This is a genomic window from Rugamonas violacea, from assembly GCF_016461825.1.
Lineage (GTDB): Bacteria > Pseudomonadota > Gammaproteobacteria > Burkholderiales > Burkholderiaceae_D > Rugamonas.
In genome coordinates, this window is sequence record NZ_JAEMNU010000079.1 from 96,129 (window position 1) to 113,083 (window position 16,955).

The 16,955-nt window shown below is 64.7% G+C and carries 18 protein-coding genes; 5 read left to right on the top strand and 13 right to left on the bottom strand.

What is annotated here, in order from left to right; translation table 11 throughout:
• Nucleotides 1-25: 25 nt before the first annotated feature.
• The 4 genes from H7U20_RS15430 to H7U20_RS15445 all read right to left on the bottom strand — a co-directional run bounded on the left by H7U20_RS15430 (nucleotide 26) and on the right by H7U20_RS15445 (nucleotide 4,499).
• Nucleotides 26-1,339 (bottom strand): hypothetical protein, encoded by a 1,314-nt coding sequence (locus H7U20_RS15430; RefSeq protein WP_199760036.1) that lies wholly within the window; start codon nucleotides 1,337-1,339, stop codon nucleotides 26-28.
• Between the two features lie 252 nt (nucleotides 1,340-1,591).
• A complete protein-coding gene (locus H7U20_RS15435) occupies nucleotides 1,592-3,049 on the bottom strand; it encodes an NAD(P)(+) transhydrogenase (Re/Si-specific) subunit beta (RefSeq protein WP_199760037.1) in 1,458 nt (485 codons plus the stop codon).
• 8 nt (nucleotides 3,050-3,057) lie between these two features.
• On the bottom strand, nucleotides 3,058-3,375 hold the full coding sequence (locus H7U20_RS15440; RefSeq protein WP_199760038.1) for an NAD(P) transhydrogenase subunit alpha part 2: 318 nt from the start codon (nucleotides 3,373-3,375) through the stop codon (nucleotides 3,058-3,060).
• A gap of 11 nt (nucleotides 3,376-3,386) precedes the next feature.
• Nucleotides 3,387-4,499 (bottom strand): Re/Si-specific NAD(P)(+) transhydrogenase subunit alpha, encoded by a 1,113-nt coding sequence (locus tag H7U20_RS15445; RefSeq protein WP_199760039.1) that lies wholly within the window; start codon nucleotides 4,497-4,499, stop codon nucleotides 3,387-3,389.
• Between the two features lie 370 nt (nucleotides 4,500-4,869).
• On the opposite strand from H7U20_RS15445, the gene H7U20_RS15450 reads away from it, so the two are divergent.
• The gene (locus tag H7U20_RS15450; RefSeq protein ID WP_199760040.1) at nucleotides 4,870-5,358 is read left to right on the top strand and encodes an NUDIX hydrolase; all 489 of its coding nucleotides are present in this window, start codon (nucleotides 4,870-4,872) and stop codon (nucleotides 5,356-5,358) included.
• A gap of 17 nt (nucleotides 5,359-5,375) precedes the next feature.
• Nucleotides 5,376-6,479 (top strand): tRNA 2-thiouridine(34) synthase MnmA, encoded by a 1,104-nt coding sequence (gene mnmA, locus H7U20_RS15455; RefSeq protein ID WP_199760041.1) that lies wholly within the window; start codon nucleotides 5,376-5,378, stop codon nucleotides 6,477-6,479.
• Between the two features lie 108 nt (nucleotides 6,480-6,587).
• Here the strand turns inward: mnmA and H7U20_RS15460 are convergent, their stop codons facing one another.
• The 3 genes from H7U20_RS15460 to H7U20_RS15470 form a co-directional block, all read right to left on the bottom strand.
• The gene (locus H7U20_RS15460) at nucleotides 6,588-7,025 is read right to left on the bottom strand and encodes a response regulator (RefSeq protein ID WP_199760042.1); all 438 of its coding nucleotides are present in this window, start codon (nucleotides 7,023-7,025) and stop codon (nucleotides 6,588-6,590) included.
• Between the two features lie 69 nt (nucleotides 7,026-7,094).
• Nucleotides 7,095-7,868: a 5'-3' exonuclease gene (locus H7U20_RS15465; RefSeq protein ID WP_199760043.1), complete on the bottom strand. Its 774-nt coding sequence runs from the start codon at nucleotides 7,866-7,868 to the stop codon at nucleotides 7,095-7,097.
• Nucleotides 7,869-7,955: 87 nt separating this feature from the next.
• Nucleotides 7,956-9,551: a Fic family protein gene (locus H7U20_RS15470; RefSeq protein ID WP_199760044.1), complete on the bottom strand. Its 1,596-nt coding sequence runs from the start codon at nucleotides 9,549-9,551 to the stop codon at nucleotides 7,956-7,958.
• A gap of 201 nt (nucleotides 9,552-9,752) precedes the next feature.
• On the opposite strand from H7U20_RS15470, the gene H7U20_RS15475 reads away from it, so the two are divergent.
• Complete coding sequence (locus tag H7U20_RS15475) at nucleotides 9,753-11,363, top strand: FMN-binding glutamate synthase family protein (protein ID WP_199760045.1); 1,611 nt, start codon at nucleotides 9,753-9,755, stop codon at nucleotides 11,361-11,363.
• A 19-nt stretch (nucleotides 11,364-11,382) separates the two neighbouring features.
• On the opposite strand, the gene H7U20_RS15480 is transcribed toward H7U20_RS15475, so the two are convergent.
• The 3 genes from H7U20_RS15480 to H7U20_RS15490 all read right to left on the bottom strand — a co-directional run bounded on the left by H7U20_RS15480 (nucleotide 11,383) and on the right by H7U20_RS15490 (nucleotide 12,852).
• Nucleotides 11,383-11,844: a hypothetical protein gene (locus tag H7U20_RS15480; protein ID WP_199760046.1), complete on the bottom strand. Its 462-nt coding sequence runs from the start codon at nucleotides 11,842-11,844 to the stop codon at nucleotides 11,383-11,385.
• 328 nt (nucleotides 11,845-12,172) lie between these two features.
• The gene (locus H7U20_RS15485) at nucleotides 12,173-12,547 is read right to left on the bottom strand and encodes a type II toxin-antitoxin system VapC family toxin (protein WP_199760047.1); all 375 of its coding nucleotides are present in this window, start codon (nucleotides 12,545-12,547) and stop codon (nucleotides 12,173-12,175) included.
• On the bottom strand, nucleotides 12,547-12,852 hold the full coding sequence (locus tag H7U20_RS15490) for a hypothetical protein (protein WP_199760048.1): 306 nt from the start codon (nucleotides 12,850-12,852) through the stop codon (nucleotides 12,547-12,549). Before H7U20_RS15490 ends, H7U20_RS15485 begins: the two co-directional genes overlap by 1 nt.
• Before the next feature lie 409 nt (nucleotides 12,853-13,261).
• Here H7U20_RS15490 and H7U20_RS15495 point away from each other — a divergent pair, with 409 nt between their 5' ends.
• Entirely contained in the window at nucleotides 13,262-13,813 is a 552-nt protein-coding gene (locus H7U20_RS15495; protein WP_233410785.1) for a PEPxxWA-CTERM sorting domain-containing protein, read from the top strand.
• A 147-nt stretch (nucleotides 13,814-13,960) separates the two neighbouring features.
• Here the strand turns inward: H7U20_RS15495 and H7U20_RS15500 are convergent, their stop codons facing one another.
• From H7U20_RS15500 to H7U20_RS15510, 3 genes are read right to left on the bottom strand one after another with little or no spacing between them, the layout of a single operon-like run.
• Nucleotides 13,961-14,254 carry a DUF6587 family protein gene (locus H7U20_RS15500; RefSeq protein ID WP_199760049.1) on the bottom strand — a complete coding sequence of 98 codons (294 nt, stop codon included), beginning with the start codon at nucleotides 14,252-14,254 and terminating at the stop codon, nucleotides 13,961-13,963.
• A gap of 1 nt (nucleotide 14,255) precedes the next feature.
• Complete coding sequence (gene feoB / locus H7U20_RS15505; RefSeq protein ID WP_199760050.1) at nucleotides 14,256-16,148, bottom strand: ferrous iron transporter B; 1,893 nt, start codon at nucleotides 16,146-16,148, stop codon at nucleotides 14,256-14,258.
• A 2-nt stretch (nucleotides 16,149-16,150) separates the two neighbouring features.
• The gene (locus tag H7U20_RS15510) at nucleotides 16,151-16,414 is read right to left on the bottom strand and encodes a FeoA family protein (RefSeq protein WP_199760051.1); all 264 of its coding nucleotides are present in this window, start codon (nucleotides 16,412-16,414) and stop codon (nucleotides 16,151-16,153) included.
• Between the two features lie 334 nt (nucleotides 16,415-16,748).
• On the opposite strand from H7U20_RS15510, the gene H7U20_RS15515 reads away from it, so the two are divergent.
• Nucleotides 16,749-16,955 carry a (2Fe-2S)-binding protein gene (locus tag H7U20_RS15515; protein WP_199760052.1) on the top strand — a complete coding sequence of 69 codons (207 nt, stop codon included), beginning with the start codon at nucleotides 16,749-16,751 and terminating at the stop codon, nucleotides 16,953-16,955.

Below are 16,955 nucleotides of genomic sequence, written 5' to 3' on the forward strand. Positions count from 1 at the left end.
AGCCAGCCGGCTGGCCGAATGCCGTTTACTCGAGGAAGGTGACCACCGCGCCGACCACCACGTCGGCCGGCTCGGCGCCGCTGGTGCGCACGGCGCTGCGCGCCGGCACCGCGATCGTCGCATAGGCGTAGCGGCCGTCGCGCCGGCGCGCGCTGGCGGCCAGGATGGCGTTCGGGTCGAGCCGCTGGCGGTGGTCCAGCGTGACGTGGCGCTCCTGCTTGAGCGCGGCGTCGACCGCGCGCACGCCGGCGCGCAGACCGGCGCCCTGGGCGTGGGCCTCCGAGCCGAACAGCAGCAGCGAGCCGTCGCGCTTCTCGAAGACATGGCGCACGCTGAAGTCGAACGGTTTGTCGCCCTGGGTGCGCGCCACCACCGCCAGCGTGTCGTCGAGCGTGATCACGCTGCGCGGCAGCGCGTCGTTGTCCGGCACCGAGCCGAACAACTTGAGCGCGCCGCCGTCCTGGCCCTGGATCAGCAGATAGCGGCCGTCGAAGCGGCGGTGGGCGCGCAACTGGCCCTTGGCGTCGAAGCGCAGCACCTCGGTGTCGACGTTGTCGGTGGCCGACACCAGCAGCGCGCCGCCGACGTTGCGCACGATCACGCCCTGGCCGTCCGGCGCGAAGCCCTCGCCCAGCGTCGGCACCGCCTGCTCCCATTTGAAATTGCCCAGCCGGTCGAAGGCCAGCAGCAGATACGAGGCGCGCACGCCGTGGCCGCCGTCGGCGCCGGGCAAGGGGTAGTGCTGCTCGTGGGCGACGATCACCACGCCCTCGCCCCAGGCGATGCACTGGTCGGCGCGGTAGACCATGGCGCCGCTCGAGGCCGGCGTCTCCACCGGTTTTTCGCTGAGCAGCTGGCCCTGGCGGTCGAGCTGGGTGAGGAAGATGTTCGAGGCGCCGGTGCGGTACGGCGTGTTGCCGCATAAAAAAACGCTGCCGTCGGCCATGCTGGCCACGGCGCGGAACTCCGGCGTGGTCGAACTGGCCTCCTGCGCCAGCCGCTCGGCCGGCGGCGACTCGCGGAAATAGATCCACTCGACCTTGTTGGCGGCGTTCAGCCGGGCCGCCCAGGCCTGCCGCGTGGCGGTGGCGCCGCCGGCGACGACCAGGCTGTCGTCGCCGGTGGCGGCCATCGCCAGCGGCTCCATCACGGCGTTGGCCGCGCTGTTGAGCAACACCTCCTGGCGCACCTCGGCCGACTTGACGCCGCCGCTCCAGCCACGGCCGCCGGCCAAGGTCAGGCCGGCCAGCGTCGCCGACAGGACGACGGCGCCGACGACGACGCTGCCGGGCGACAGGCGCAGGCGGCGGAGCGGCGAGGATGGCTGGCGAGGGTTCATACTTTTCGGGGCTGGCGATAGGCGAACAGGGCGCGGTCAATTGCGGGGATACAAAATATGTTGCCATTATCCCCGAGTCGCGGTCTTGCAATCTAACCAATACTATCTGAAGAGTATTATTTTTCGGCGCACGCCAGCGCGGCGCAAAAAAAACCGCGCCGGGCGGGCGCCGGGCGCGGTGGGGATGCGGCGGCGCCACCCGGGCGCCGCCGTGGTGTTGACGCCGGCGCCCGGGCGGCCGCCGGCGCGGCCCTATTCGACCGCCTTGACCATGTCCTCGATGACCTTCTTGGCATCGCCGAAGACCATCATGGTGTTGGCCTGGTAGAACAGGTCGTTGTCCAGGCCGGCGTAACCGGAAGCCATCGAGCGCTTGTTGACGATGATGCTCTTGGCCTTGTAGGCCTCCAGGATCGGCATGCCGGCGATCGGCGATTTCGGGTCCTTGGCCGCCGGGTTGACCACGTCGTTGGCGCCCAGCACCAGCACCACGTCGGTCTGGCCGAACTCGCCGTTGATGTCCTCCATCTCGAACACCTGGTCGTAGGGCACCTCGGCCTCGGCCAGCAGCACGTTCATGTGGCCCGGCATGCGCCCGGCCACCGGATGGATCGCGTACTTCACGCTGACGCCCTTGTGGGTCAGCTTCTCGACCAGTTCCTTCAAGGAGTGCTGGGCGCGCGCCACGGCCAGGCCGTAACCCGGCACGATGATCACGCTCTCGGCGTTGGCCATGATGAAGGCGGCGTCGTCGGCCGAACCGGACTTGACCGGCCGGGCCTCCTGCGCGCCGGCCGGACCGGCCGCCGCCGGGTCGCCGCCGAAGCCGCCCAGGATGACGTTGAAGAAGGAGCGGTTCATCGCCTTGCACATGATGTAGGACAGGATCGCGCCGGACGAACCGACCAGCGAGCCGGCGATGATCAGCATGGCGTTGTTGAGCGAGAAGCCGATGCCGGCCGCCGCCCAGCCCGAGTAGGAGTTCAGCATCGACACCACCACCGGCATGTCGGCGCCGCCGATCGGGATGATGATCAACACGCCGAGGGCGAAGGCGATCGCCGTCATGACGATGAACGGCAGCCACGCCGGCGCGACGCCGTCGGCCAGGCAGAACGCCAGGCCCAGGCCGACCATCACCAGCGCCAGCACCAGGTTGAGCATGTGCTGGCCGGGGAAGCTGACCGGCGCGCCCTGGAACAGGCGGAACTTGTACTTGCCCGACAGCTTGCCGAAGGCGATCACCGAACCGGAGAAGGTGATGGCGCCGACGAAGGTGCCGATGAACAGTTCGATGCGGTTGCCCAGCGGCAGCGCCGCGCCGAGGGCGGCGATGTTGAAGGCGTGCGGCTCGGAGACGGCGGCGACGGCGATGCAGACGGCGGCCAGGCCGATCAGCGAGTGCATCGCCGCGACCAGTTCCGGCATCTTGGTCATCTCGACCTTTTTCGCCAGCAGCGCGCCGATGCCGCCGCCCACCACCACGCCGCCCACCACCAGCAGGAAGCCGACGCCGCCGCCGCTGGCCTGCGCCTTGAGCTTGAGGATCAGCGCCAGCGTGGTGACGGCGGCGATGGCCATGCCGGACATGCCGAAGGCGTTACCCTTGCGCGCGTTGGCCGGCGAGGACAGGCCCTTCAAGGCCTGGATGAAGCAGACGGACGCGATCAGGTACATCATCGTGACCAGGTTCATGCTGATGAAATCCATGCTGAAACTCATGCCTTACCCCCGTCCTTCTTGGCCTTCGGCTCTTTTTTCCTGAACATCTCCAGCATGCGCTGGGTGACCAGGAAGCCGCCGAAGACGTTGACCGCCGCCAGCGCGACGGCGACGGTGCCGGCGACCTGGCCGACCAGGCCCTCGGTCAGACCGGCCGCCAGCATGGCGCCGACGATGATGATCGCCGAAACGGCGTTGGTGACCGCCATCAGCGGCGTGTGCAGCGCCGGCGTGACGTTCCAGACCACGTGGTAGCCGACGTAGATGGCCAGCACGAAGATGATCAGATTGGTGATGGTGTGGGTGACTTCCATATTCTTCTCCTTTATTTGCGCAGCACTTCGCCGCCGGCGCACATCAGCGCGGCCTTGAGGATTTCGTCTTCGCGGTCGATCACCAGCTTGTCTTCCTTGTCGAAGATCAGCTTGAGGAAGTCGAGCACGTTGCGCGCGTACAGCGCCGAGGCGTCGGCCGCCACCAGGGTGGCCAGGTCGGGCTCGCCGACGATGTGCACGCCGTGCTTGACCACGGTCTTGTTCAATTCCGACAGCGGGCAGTTGCCGCCCTGCGAAACGGCCAGGTCGACGATCACCGAGCCGGGCTTCATGGCCTTGACGGTCTCCTCGGAGATCAGCACCGGCGCCGGCCGGCCGGGGATCAGCGCGGTGGTGATGATGATGTCGGCCAGCTTGGCGCGTTCGTGCACCAGCTCGGCCTGGCGGCGCATCCAGTCGGCCGGCATCGAGCGGGCGTAGCCGCCGACGCCCTTGGCGATCTCGCGCTCCTCGTCGGTCAGGAAGGGCACGTCGATGAACTTGGCGCCGAGCGATTCGACCTGCTCCTTGACGGGCGGGCGCACGTCGCAGGCCTCGATCACCGCGCCCAGGCGCTTGGCCGTGGCGATGGCCTGCAGGCCGGCCACGCCGACGCCCATGATCAGCACCCGCGCCGCCTTCACCGTGCCGGCCGCCGTCATCAGCATCGGCATGAAGCGCTGGTAGGTGTTGGCCGCCACCAGCACCGCCTTGTAGCCGGCGATGTTGGCCTGCGAGGACAGCACGTCCATCGACTGGGCGCGGGTGATGCGCGGCACCGCCTCGAGGGCGAAGGCCTGCAAGCCGGCCGCCGCCATGGCGGCGTTGTTGTCGGCGTCGAAGGGATTGAGCATGCCGACCACCACCGTCCCCGGGGTCATCAGCGCGCGTTCGTCAACATTCGGTGCGCGTACCTTGAGCACCACCTCGGCGCCGAAGGCCTCGGCCGCCGTGCCGATCTGCGCGCCGGCGGCGGCATAGGCCTGGTCCGTCACCGAAGCCGTCAGGCCGGCGCCGGACTGCACGATGATCTGGTGTTTGGCTGCGAGCTTTTTGACTGTCTCGGGCGTTGCCGCCACGCGCGTCTCGCCCGACCGCGTCTCGGCCGGTATGCCTATTCTCATAAATGCCTCCAAAGGTTGATAAACTGACTAGAATCTAACACGGAAAACCACGACTCTTACAATTTTGCCCCGGCAACAATTAGGGGCGTCCCACTAGTCCATACCGTGCCGCAAGCGGCTGCGCCGCTGCCGCGAGCCCCACTATACTTGCTATTTATTTATCAATAAATACGCCATTTATCACTACATTTATTACTTTTTGTAATGAATCCGCAACAAAACACGTGCACAAGCGGAAAACCCAACAGTCGACCATAGTTTTTCCGCATCAACTTTGCGTTTTTTCAAGCCAATACCATTTAGCGACGACACGATGAAAGAACGAAGCGCGCGGAACAGGCTAAAATGTCGGCTCTTTCAAGGATGACTCATGCCGCGTATCTGGAAACCCTCTGTTACTGTTGCCGCCATCATCGAACGGGATGGGCGGTTTTTGCTGGTCGAAGAAGAGACCAGCGACGGGATCCGCATCAACCAGCCGGCCGGCCACCTGGACCCGCATGAGTCGCTGGAGCAGGCGGTGGTGCGCGAGACGCTGGAGGAGACGGCGCACGACTTCACGCCGACCGCGCTGGTCGGCATGTACATGTCGCGCTACACCTCGCGCCGCACCGGCGAGGAAGTGACCTATCTGCGCTTCACCTTCTGCGGCGTGCCGGGCCGCGAGTACGACCAGCCGCTCGACGAGGGCATCATCCGCACCCTGTGGATGACGCGCGACGAAATCGCCGCCTGCCCCGAGCGCCACCGCAGCCCGCTGGTGCTGCAATGCGTCGACGAATACCTGTCCGGTCTGCGCGCGCCGCTGGCGCTGCTGCACACCCACGCTTCCGTGTTCAAGGAAGTGGAATCAACATAATTTGGAAATGAAGCAAGATGAGTAAGAAAAAAGTCGTGATCGGTATGTCAGGCGGGGTCGACTCCTCGGTCGCGGCATGGATGCTCAAGGAGCAGGGCTACGAGGTGATCGGCCTGTTCATGAAGAATTGGGAGGACGACGACGACTCCGAGTACTGCTCGACGCGGCAGGACTGGATCGACGCGGCCAGCGTGGCCGACGTGATCGGCGTCGACATCGAGGCCGTCAACTTCGCCGCCGAGTACAAGGACCGCGTGTTCGCCGACTTCCTGCGCGAATACCAGGCCGGCCGCACGCCCAACCCGGACGTGTTGTGCAACGCCGAGATCAAGTTCAAGGCCTTCCTCGACCACGCCATGCACCTGGGCGCCGACCTGATCGCCACCGGCCACTACGCCCGCGTGCGGCAGAACGGCGCCCGCTTCGAACTGCTCAAGGCCATGGACCACACCAAGGACCAGAGCTACTTCCTGCACCGCTTGAACCAGGCGCAGTTGTCCAAGACGCTGTTCCCGCTGGGCGAGATCCCCAAGACCGAGGTGCGTTTGATCGCCGAGAAGCTGGCGCTGCCGAACGCCGCCAAGAAGGACTCGACCGGCATCTGCTTCATCGGCGAGCGGCCGTTCCGCGAGTTCCTCAACCGCTACCTGTCATACAAGCCGGGGCCGATGATGACGCCGGACGGCAAGGTGGTCGGCGAGCACGTGGGCTTGAGCTTCTACACCCTGGGCCAGCGCAAGGGCATCGGCGTCGGCGGCATGAAGGCCTACAAGAACCCGGACGGCAGCAGCGACGCCTGGTACGTGGCGAAGAAGGACGTGGTCAACAACATCCTCTACATCGTGCAGGGTCATGACCACCCGTGGCTGCTGTCGGCCGCGCTGAGCGCCGACCAGGCCAGCTGGATCGCCGGCCACGCCCCCGAGGCGCGCGCCATGGCGGCCAAGACGCGCTACCGCCAGGCCGACGTGGCCTGCGCCATCGCGCCCGAGGGCGACGCCAACTTCGCGCTCAGCTTCACCGATCCGCAGTGGGCGGTCACGCCGGGCCAGTCGGCCGTGCTGTACGACGGCGACGTTTGCCTGGGCGGCGGCATCATCGCCGGCTCCGGCCCGGCCTGAGGCCGGGGCTGCGCGCGCGCGAAGTTAAAAAACCCGACGGCACAATCCGGGGTCGGACCCGCCGGGTCCGACCCCGGCTCTCCGCCCTTGGGTGGTGCTAAGCCGAGCTCAGCTTTCGCCGGCTTCGCCCTCGGCGGCGGCCACGCCGCCGTTCTGCGCGGCCAGCGCGGCGCGCTGCCGCTTGACCATGGCGATGACGGTGTTGCGGATGGTGTTGAGCACCGTGTCGGCCTTGAACGGCTTGACGATGAAGCCGTTGACGCCCATCGAGTGGGCCGCCTGCACGGTGGCGGCGTCGAACTCGCTCGACACCATGAAGATCAGGCTCTTCGGCCAGGTGTTGCGGATTTCGCGCAGCACCTGCGGATCGCTCTCCATCTGCTCGCGCGCGATGCAGATCATCTGCGGATGGTATTTGACCATCAGCGCCATGCCGCTGGCGCAGGTGTGGCCCTGGCCGACGACGTCGTAACCGCCGTCGAGCAAGACCGTGTTGAGCAGGCCGCGCGCCACGGCGCTGGAATCGATAATGACCGCTTTTAACATCGTAAAGAACCTCTAATCACATTTGAGCTGTTGTTGTTCGACGCGCGTCCGGGGCCGCCCCCAGCGCTGTTACTTCTCCCAAGCCAGCATATTCCACGTCACGCCGACCCGCACGTCCGTCTTCAATTCCACTAGTTGTCTTGAAAGATACAGCATTTCCCGCTCTTTTCGTAGTGTTTCTCCGAGGGTATCCTTGAGAATGCCGGCGCCGGCCATGATCGCGTCCAGACTGCCGTAAGTGCGCAACAGTCGCGCCGCCGTCTTGACGCCGACCTTGGACACGCCGGGGATGCTGTCGGTGACGTCGCCCATCAGCGCCAGCAGGTCGGGCAGCTGCTCGGGCGGCACGCCCCATTTGCGCTCGACCCAGGGGGCGTCGTGCCATTCGCTCTTGAAGTGGTCCCAGACCATGGCGCCGTGGGCGATCAGGCCGTGCAGGTCCTTGTCGGTGCTGGCCACGGTGGCCTCGCCACGGCCTTCGGCCAGCCAGCGCAGCACCACGGTGCCGATCACGTCGTCGGCCTCGACCTCGGGCACCGACACGGCGCGCAGGCCGAAGCCGGCCAGCTTGTCGTAGAAGGCCGGCAGGCGCTCGCGCAGCACCTCGGGCATCGGCGCGCGGCCCTCGCGGTAGCGCGCGTACAGGTCGTGGCGCCAGGTGGCGCCGCCGAAGTCGAAGGCCGGCAGCACGTGGCTGGGCGCGTGCTCGGTGATCAGGGTGCGGAAGGACGACAGGGCGTGGCGCAGGGCGGTGTCGGCCTTCTCGGCCGAGTCCGGTTCGGGACTGGCTTCGTAGACGCGGCGCACAATGTTGAGGCCGTCGATGGCGAGTAATCTACCCATGTAGGTGTTCCGGGCTTGTTCAATCGGCCATTTTACTGCAGCCCTGCCTGTCACAGTGACAATCGAACGTTACGGCCGGGCTCACTCTCACCGTTGAAGATGAGCAAGCATCCAGATTTTCCCTTTTTCAGTCAGCCGATAGCGCTGCTGTCTACTGCGTGGCGTGGCGGGGACCGTCATATCCAGGAAGCCCGCCGCCATGGCCGGAACCAGGTACGCCTTACGCAGATGGTCCGCATTTCCCAGTCCCATTGCCTGCTGCAGCATCGCCCTGGACATTTCCCCTTTAACAACCTGTAACAACGCGGCCACCCGCACCGGCACATCCATGGTCACATCCATGGTGTCCCGCCCCACATCCATGGTCACATCCATGGTTGCCCGACCCACATCCATGGTCACATCCATGGTCTCCATTACGCGAGCTTGCGCCAGGTGATGGCGCGGCAGACGAATCACGAATGAGGTGCGATCATCATCGGTTTCAAACAAGGGAGCGGGGGAGCCATTCGCAGCCATCACTTTCAAGATCTTTGGAATGCCGGTAGCCCGCCCCTCGGTCAAGTCCAGCTCTTTCAGGAACTCGCCGATGCGCCGATTTCTGTAGCGCCGACTCACCGCGCGCCCGGCCTGCAAATCTTCCAGACGGATGGACCGATCAGGTCCCGGGAAACTGAGCACGACCAGTTCGTCACGGCTAATGCGCACCTCGATCGGCTCGCGCTCCTCGTAGGAGCGATGATAAACCGCATTCACTACGGCCTCCTCTATTGCAGTAAAAGGAAAGTTCCATAGACGTTGCGCCTCGGCCCGTTGCGGATGTTTAATCACAGTTTCTTGCAAAAAATTTCGCTGGATGTAGTCCAACGCTTCCCGCGTCATGCGGCCCAATGGACCATGGAAAATCTTCTCAACGAAGCGATCCCCGCCCGGACCGTCGGGAAACCACAGGACATCAATCTGCGTTCCAGGAAAGAAACGCTGCGGCGCATCATTAAAAAACAATAATCCCACGTTCTTGGGCCAAGCCAGTTCGAACGGACCGCCAACCACATTCATCTGCCGTCCAAGAGATTCCAGTGAAGCGGAAACATCTTCCGCCAACGCACTGCCCACTTCGAGCAGGAACTCCCGCATCAAGGTACACGATAGATCGCCCACCTGGGCCACTTGCGCAAAACGATCGTCGAAGGGAATCTTGGCAGTCAGGCTCAACAGCTCTTGCTCGATCTCCCCTTTCGCCTCGACCGTGCTGCTATAACGACGGATGTAGTAATGCCAGCTTTTATGCCTGGCAGTGACCGAAGCGGGAACCTTATAGGGCCGGTTTTGCCCGCCTGGCGCCCACAACAGGATCACATAATGTCCATCAACCAGCTCCACACTCAGGACGGGAAAATAGGGTGGCTGAATCAATTGACAGCAGGCCAGCAGCTCACGCTGGATCTTGTCGAGTTGATTCTCAGCTACGCCGACCGGAGGAAATATCGGCTTGCCGTCGCCGTCACTGTGCTGCCCGATCACCACGTAACCGCCGCCCAGATTTTCAAAATCATTGGCGAAGGCGCACAGGGTCCGCATGGTCGTATCGGGATTCCAACCAGCCTTGTACTCGATACGCTCACTTTCGACTGTACGCTGGCGCAACAGTTCGAGCGCGTTAATGGGCAATTTATCGGACATGCGCCAACTCCATCGCAAGGGATCAACGCTGCCACTCTGACGACAAGCGCCGCGCCGCTCAAGCGCCCTGGACAAGGGAAGGCGATTTAGCCAAGCATGCCCGCATCGCGCCGGCCATGGCATGCCGGCGGAAACCGCAGTACACTCGAACCCGTTCTCTTGGGTAAGTTTTTTGCCTGTTCGATTTTTTGCGGAGCGTACATGACCGTGTTTTCCCCCCGTTACCTGGCCTTTGTGCTCTGCCTGCTGGCCGTGCCGCTGTCGCTGTTCCTGCTCGACGGCCTGTGGCTGCCGCTGCTGGCCGGCGCGCTGAGCGTGGTCGGCATCGTCGACCTGCTGCAGAGCAAGCGCGCGCTGCGCCGCAACTACCCGATCCTGGCCCACTTCCGCTTCTTCTTCGAATCGATCCGCCCCGAGATCCGCCAGTACTTCCTCGAAGACGACACGGTGGCCGCGCCGTTCTCGCGCAACCAGCGCAGCATCGTCTACCAGCGCGCCAAGGTCGAGACCGACAAGCGCCCCTTCGGCACCCAGCTCGACGTCTACCAGGCCGGCTACGAGTGGATCAACCACTCGATCCAGCCGGCCGTGGTGGCCGACCACAACTTCCGCATCGAGATCGGCAACCACCCCGACTGTCCGCGTGCCCAGCCCTATTCGGCCAGCGTGTTCAACATCTCGGCGATGAGCTTCGGCGCCCTGTCGGCCAACGCCATCCTGGCGCTGAACGGCGGCGCCAAGCTCGGCGGCTTCATGCACGACACCGGCGAGGGCAGCATCAGCCCCTACCACCGCGAAAACGGCGGCGACCTGGTGTGGGAGATCGGCTCCGGCTACTTCGGCTGCCGCAATCCGGACGGCAGCTTCTCCGAGGCCAACTTCGTCGCCAACGCCACCGCGCCGCAGGTCAAGATGATCGAGCTGAAGCTGTCGCAGGGCGCCAAGCCGGGCCAGGGCGGCATCCTGCCCGGCGCCAAGGTGACCATCGAGATCGCCACCACGCGCGGCGTGACGGCCGGGCGCGACTGCGTCTCGCCGGCCAGCCACTCGGCCTTCGCCACGCCGCTGGAGATGCTGGCCTTCATCGACCGGCTGCGCACCCTGTCGGGCGGCAAGCCGACCGGCTTCAAGCTGTGCATCGGCCACCCGTGGGAATTTTTCGGCATCGTCAAGGCGATGCTGGCGAGCGGCATCACGCCCGACTTCATCGTCGTCGACGGTGGCGAGGGCGGCACCGGCGCGGCGCCGGTCGAGTTCACCGACCACGTCGGCACGCCGTTGCAGGAGGCCCTGCTGCTGGTGCACAACACCCTGGTCGGCGCCAACCTGCGCGAGCGCGTCAAGATCGGCGCCTCGGGCAAGATCATCACCGCCTTCGACATCGCCCGCACCATCGCGTTGGGCGCCGACTGGTGCAACTCGGCGCGCGGCTTCATGTTCGCGCTCGGCTGCATCCAATCGCAGCACTGCCACACCGACCATTGCCCGACCGGCGTGGCGACCCAGGACAAGCTGCGCCAGCGCGCCTTGGTGGTGCCGGACAAGACCCAGCGCGTCGCCCACTTCCACCAGAACACCATGAAGGCGCTGGCCCAGCTGATCGCCGCCGCCGGCCTGAGCCATCCGAGCCAGCTCAAGCCGCACCACATCGTGCGGCGCATCTCGCCCAACCAGGTCAAGCTGGCCTCGGCGCTGCTGCCCTATCTGGAGCCGGGCGAGCTGCTCGACCCTAGCCAGTTGTCGCGCCTGCCGCCGGTGTTCGGCCTGTACTGGCCGATGGCCCAGGCCGAGTCCTTCCACCCGCTGAACTGAGGCGGCCGGCGCGCCGGCCTCAGGGGCTCACTGTCACGTCGTAGGGCACGCTCAGCGGCGTGCCGCCCAGCGGCCGCTGGCACTGGGTGTCCAGGCAGGCGAAGATGCGCAGATTGCCGTTGAAGTGGCCGCTCGTGGTCAGCGGTTTCCCCACCAGGTTCAGGGCATAGCCGTAGTTCGCGCCGTCCGCCTGCACCGTCAGCACGGCCTGGGATTGGAACAGCGAGGCCGGGTCCTCGATCACCACATACACCGGGACGTTGTTCAGGCCGGCGACGTTGCCGCTCAGGCTGCCGCGCAAAACGACATTGTCCATGGTCGCGCCGAGCGGCTTGTTGGCGCCGATGGCGGACGGCGTGGCCGGACCGACGGTGACGTCGGACGAGGTCGCCCCGCCACCCGTGCCGCCGGTGCCGCCGGTGTTACCCGAGCCGCCGTAGCTGCCGCCGCCACCGCATCCAGCCAAGAAAATAGCGGCCACCAAGGTGCCGCATGTCAAACACTGCTTCGCTACGTTTTGGGAATGTTTCATCATTTAGCCTTTCACAATATGGATAAACGCCCGTGCCGGGCGCGCGGTTTGCCCCATACTGCCGATCTGAAATAGGTGGTAATGATATTTCTTATAAGATTTATAATAAGACAATATTATGCTATCAAGATAATAGTGGCAAGCCCTCATTGGCCGTTCCGCGCATGCAGTCGATTTTTCGCAAACCGTAGGGAGGCCAACGTCACCGACCACGCCAATGTAAGCCGGGGGCTCGGCGCGGCGATGCGGCGGCAGGAATGGAAAGGAACAGCGTCGGCTAATATTTGCGATAGAGAATCACCGCCGGCAAGTGTGCGAAATGCGCGTCACAGGTCAACAGCGACGCCTTGTGCAGCCTGGCGGTGGCATAGATGATCGCGTCGGCGGTCGCCAATCCATACTGGCGATGCAATCGGGCGGCCCAAAACGCGATCTTTGAGGTGAGCGGCACGACTTTGCAACGGCCGGTATAGCGCAGCACATTTCTAATCCGTGCCACATCTTGGTTATGCATGCCCCACTTGGCCAATTCCAGCTGGACAATGGTCGGCACCACACAATTGGGCCATGAGGCAAACTGCGGCGCCATTTTTCCGCCGAGCGGGCTGTCAAGCAACCACTCGATCCAGGCAGAGGTATCGATCGCCCACATCAGTAACGATCGTCGCGATCACGATAGCTGGACGGATCGGCGCCGCGCATGGCACCGCGCAGGTCTTCTATAGTCAAATCCGCCTGCGCTTCGTCTTCCTCGTTCAGACCGCCAAATATTTCGTCGAGCTCGGCCTCATCCCCCTGCACCGCAGCGAGCAACTCCGGCGTGGCGGGTTCGATCTGCAGATTAATCCCGTGCACGATGAAAACAAACAACTGTCCAGCCTGCCATCCCATGCGCCGCGCCACTTCCAGCGGAACCGGCAAGGTCATGTCGGCTGTGAGTGCCGATGAGAAGTTCATATCGCCCCCAGAAAGAATCAAGACGTCCTTCAGAAAGTATATACCTGCCGTGCAGACGGCGAACTTGGCACGCTGCAGTGCTGACTATGCTCAACGCTGGGCCGCCAGATTGATCTGGCGCCGGGCGAACCGCTTGCCCCCAGCCAGCTGTCGCGCCTGCCGCCAATGTTCTGCCTGCACTGACCGACGGCCCAGGCCGATTCGCGCCGCGTGGGCATCACGGCATTCGCTTGACTGGCCGCTGAAGCGGCCGCTCCCCAGCGTCCGCTCCGACGTCGTTTTCCCGCACAAAGTCGACCTTTTTATTACTTTTTTCACCCAAGGGATGCGTTTCGGGTTATTTTTTCTATTGTCAATTTATCTTTATTTCCTGACATAAAAACCGCCCACCACGCAAAAAAGGCCATCGATGAAGTTCGTTGCACTACTCTCCTCCCTGCTGTTCGCCGCCGGCGCCCAAGCCGCCCCCACCCTGCTCGGCGACACCGTCGACGCCGGCATGTACCGCACCGTCGACACCGGTCACGGCGTCGGCCGCATCAACGGCTTCGGGCTGGACGCGCCCTTCGTGGTGCAGGCCGGCACGGCCGATCTGCAACACTACAGCGTGGCCTACAGCCTGAACGTCGAAGGCGACAAATTCCTCATCGACTTCCTCCACCCCAGCCAATGGGGTAGCGGCATCGTGTTCCGCCTGAGCGGCCTGGACTTTTCGCCCGCCGGCGGCCACCTGTCGTCGCTGACGGTGGACAGCAACCTGAGCGGCTACACGCTGAAGGTCGGCAAGGATTACGTCGAAATCGGCCTGGCCGGCGTCAAGGGCACGGCGGACTCCTACTTCACCGGCAGCTTCAACGTCAGCGCCGTGCCGGAGCCGTCGTCGTGGGCCATGCTCGCGCTGGGCCTGGGCGCGCTGGGCGCGGCGGCGCGACGCCAGAAGCGGAAAATCGGCACCGTCTAATCTGGCAAGCAGCAACCGTCCCTGCGGCTGGCAAGTTTGCCCGCCGCAAAACTGAAGGCGCGTCCCAGCCGCCCCATGGCGGGGAACTCGATCAATTTGCCCTATGGACTACGCGCTGGCGCCGCCACAGGTGGCGGGCCAGCCGGCTTAGCGCTGCACGCGCAGCATGATGACGCGCTTGCTCGCGTTCGAGGAGGAGGAGGAAGACGACGACGAGTCCGCCGCGCCCGGCTTGGCCGGCGTGTCGCAGGAACCGCAACTGCCGCAGCCGGAGCCGCAGCTCGGGCCGGTCTTGAACAACTTGGCCATCTTGGCCTGGTCGAAGCCGCGCCGCGCCAGGAAGTAGACGATCTGCTGGCGCCAGGCCAGCGGCAGGTACTTGGTGCAGAAGTGCAGCGCGGCGCCGCCGACGATGAGAAAAACGATCAGTTGCTGCCACATATCAGGCTCCGCTCAGGGCGATGGCGATGCGGTAGGTCAGGAAGGACGCCGTGTAGGCCAGCGCGAACATGTAGCCGGCCATCAGCAGCGGATAGCGCCAGCTGTCGGTCTCGCGCTTGACCACGCTGAGCGTCGACATGCACTGCGGCGCGAACACATACCAGGCCAGCAGCGACAAGGCGGTCGGCAACGTCCACGAGTTGGCGATGATCGGCGCCAGCGACTGCGCCAGCTCGTCGCCGGTCTGCGACAGCGCGTACACGGTGCCCAGCGCGCCGACCGCCACTTCGCGCGCGGCCAAGCCGGGCACCAGGGCGATGCAGATCTGCCAGTTGAAACCGATCGGCGCGAAGATGAACTCCAGGCCGCGGCCAAGCAGGCCGGCCAGGCTGTAGTAGATCGGCGGATGGGTGGCGCCCTCGGGCGCGCCGGGGAAGCTGCTGAGGAACCACAGCAAGATCATCAGCGTCAGGATGATCGTGCCGACCCGCGAGACGAAGATCTTGGCGCGCTCCCACAGGCCCATGGCCAGGTTGTGCAAATGCGGCCAGTGGTAGCTGGGCAGTTCGAGCATCAAGGGATGCAGATGCTTCGAGCCCATGGCCCGCTTCATCACCCAGGCCACCGCCATCGCCGAGGCGATGCCGGCGAAGTACAAGGCGAACAGCACCAGGCCCTGCAGGCTCATGAAGCCGGCCACCTCGCGCTCGGGGATAAAGGCGGCGATGATCAGCGCGTACACCGGCAGACGCGCCGAGCAGGTCATCAAGGGCGCGATCATGATCGTCACCAGGCGGTCGCGCGGATTCTGGATGGTGCGCGCGGCCATGATGCCGGGGATGGCGCAGGCAAAACTCGACAGCAGCGGGATGAAGGCGCGGCCCGACAGGCCGACCCCGCCCATCAGGCGGTCGAGCAGGAAGGCGGCGCGCGGCAGATAGCCGCAGTCCTCCAGGATCAGGATGAAGAAGAACAGGATCAAAATCTGCGGCAGGAACACCAGCACGCTGCCGGCGCCGCCGAGGATGCCCTCGACCAGCAGGCTGCGCAGCAAGCCCTCCTGCATATGCGTGGTCAGCAGCTGGCCGATCCAGCCGACGCCGTCCTTGATCAGGTCCATCGGCGTGTTGGCCCAGCTGAACACGGCCTGGAACACCAGGAACATCAGCAGCGCCAGGATGACCGGGCCGAGCACCGGATGCAGCACGACGTCGTCGATCTTCTCGCTCAGGTTGCCGGTGTCGTGGAAGTCGTTGCTGACGGCGGCCAGGATGCGCCGCACCTCGCGCTGGGTCTGCTCGACCGTGACGGCGTCGATCGCCGCCAGCGGCTGCGCCTTGGTCCGCTGCAGCGGCCACATGGCGTCGAGCGCGCGCAGCAGCGACTTCTCGCCGCCGTTTTGCACCGCCACCGTCTCGACCACCGTCATGCCCAGCTCGACGGCCAGCTTGTCGGCGTCGATCTCGATGCCGCGCTTCTTGGCCACGTCGACCATGTTCAGCGCCAGCACCATCGGCAGGCCGAGCCGCTGGATCTCCAGCACCAGGCGCAGGTTCAGGCGCAGGTTGGTGGCGTCGACCACGCAGACCACCAGGTCGGGCGACTGCTCGCCCTCGCGCAGGCCGGCCACCACGTCGCGCGTGATCGCCTCGTCCGGCGTGTGGGCCGACAGGCTGTAGGCGCCCGGCAGGTCGAGCACGCGGAACGGCCGGCCCTCGGGCGAAGTGAACAAACCTTCCTTGCGCTCGATGGTCACGCCGGCGTAGTTGGCGACCTTCTGCCGTGAACCGGTCAGGCGGTTGAACAAGGCGGTCTTGCCGCAGTTGGGGTTGCCCAGCAGGGCGACCATAGGTAATTGCGCCACCCCGGGCGCCTTGTGTTCCACGGCACCCATGCTCACTCCGGCTGCAAGGAGATCAACGCCGCCTCGAAGCGGCGCAGGGCGAAGGTCGAGTTGCCGACCTTGATGGCCAGCGGCTCGCCGCCCGGCATGCCGCGCTTGAGCATGCGGATCTTCTCGCCCGGCACGAAGCCCAGCTCCATCAGCCGGCGCGCCAGGTCGGCGCCGTCACCCGCGTCGCCCGGCGCGACATGCACCACGGTGCCGCTGCTGCCCACCTTCAGGGCGTCTAGTGTGATCAGGGTGGGGGCGAGTGTCATGAGCAAAGTGTCCGGTTATGTATAACAACGACGATACGACGGCAATCCAACAGCACAGCGGAAATACGGTGTCGGCCCACGCCAATAAGGCGTTCCGGCCGGAAAGACCAATACTAGCATTATAAACGGTAATGCGAATAGTTTCTATTTGCGCTTGCAAACTGCTGAAAGATGCGGCAGAATGCGTCAGGTAATGATAATGATTCGCATTAGACAGTCGTCAACATTGCTTTACATTGTTTTAGGCACAGCCGCCGACCCAGCCCCCGTCGTCCCGCGCATGTGTAGACCGCCCTTTGATTGAAGTAGCCTCTTCCGACCTATAGGTGTACCGATGATTGTATGTGTCTGCAATAACATATCCGACCGCGAGATCCGCCAGGCGATCGAGCTGGGCCTGAGTTCCATGGCCGAGCTGCGGCGCGACTTGGGCGTGGCCACCTGCTGCGGCAAATGCCACAGCTGCGCCAAGGAAGTGCTGGGCGAACACCTGGATCGCCTGCAGGAAACCGTGTTGGCGCGTCCCGTGCTGACCACCTGA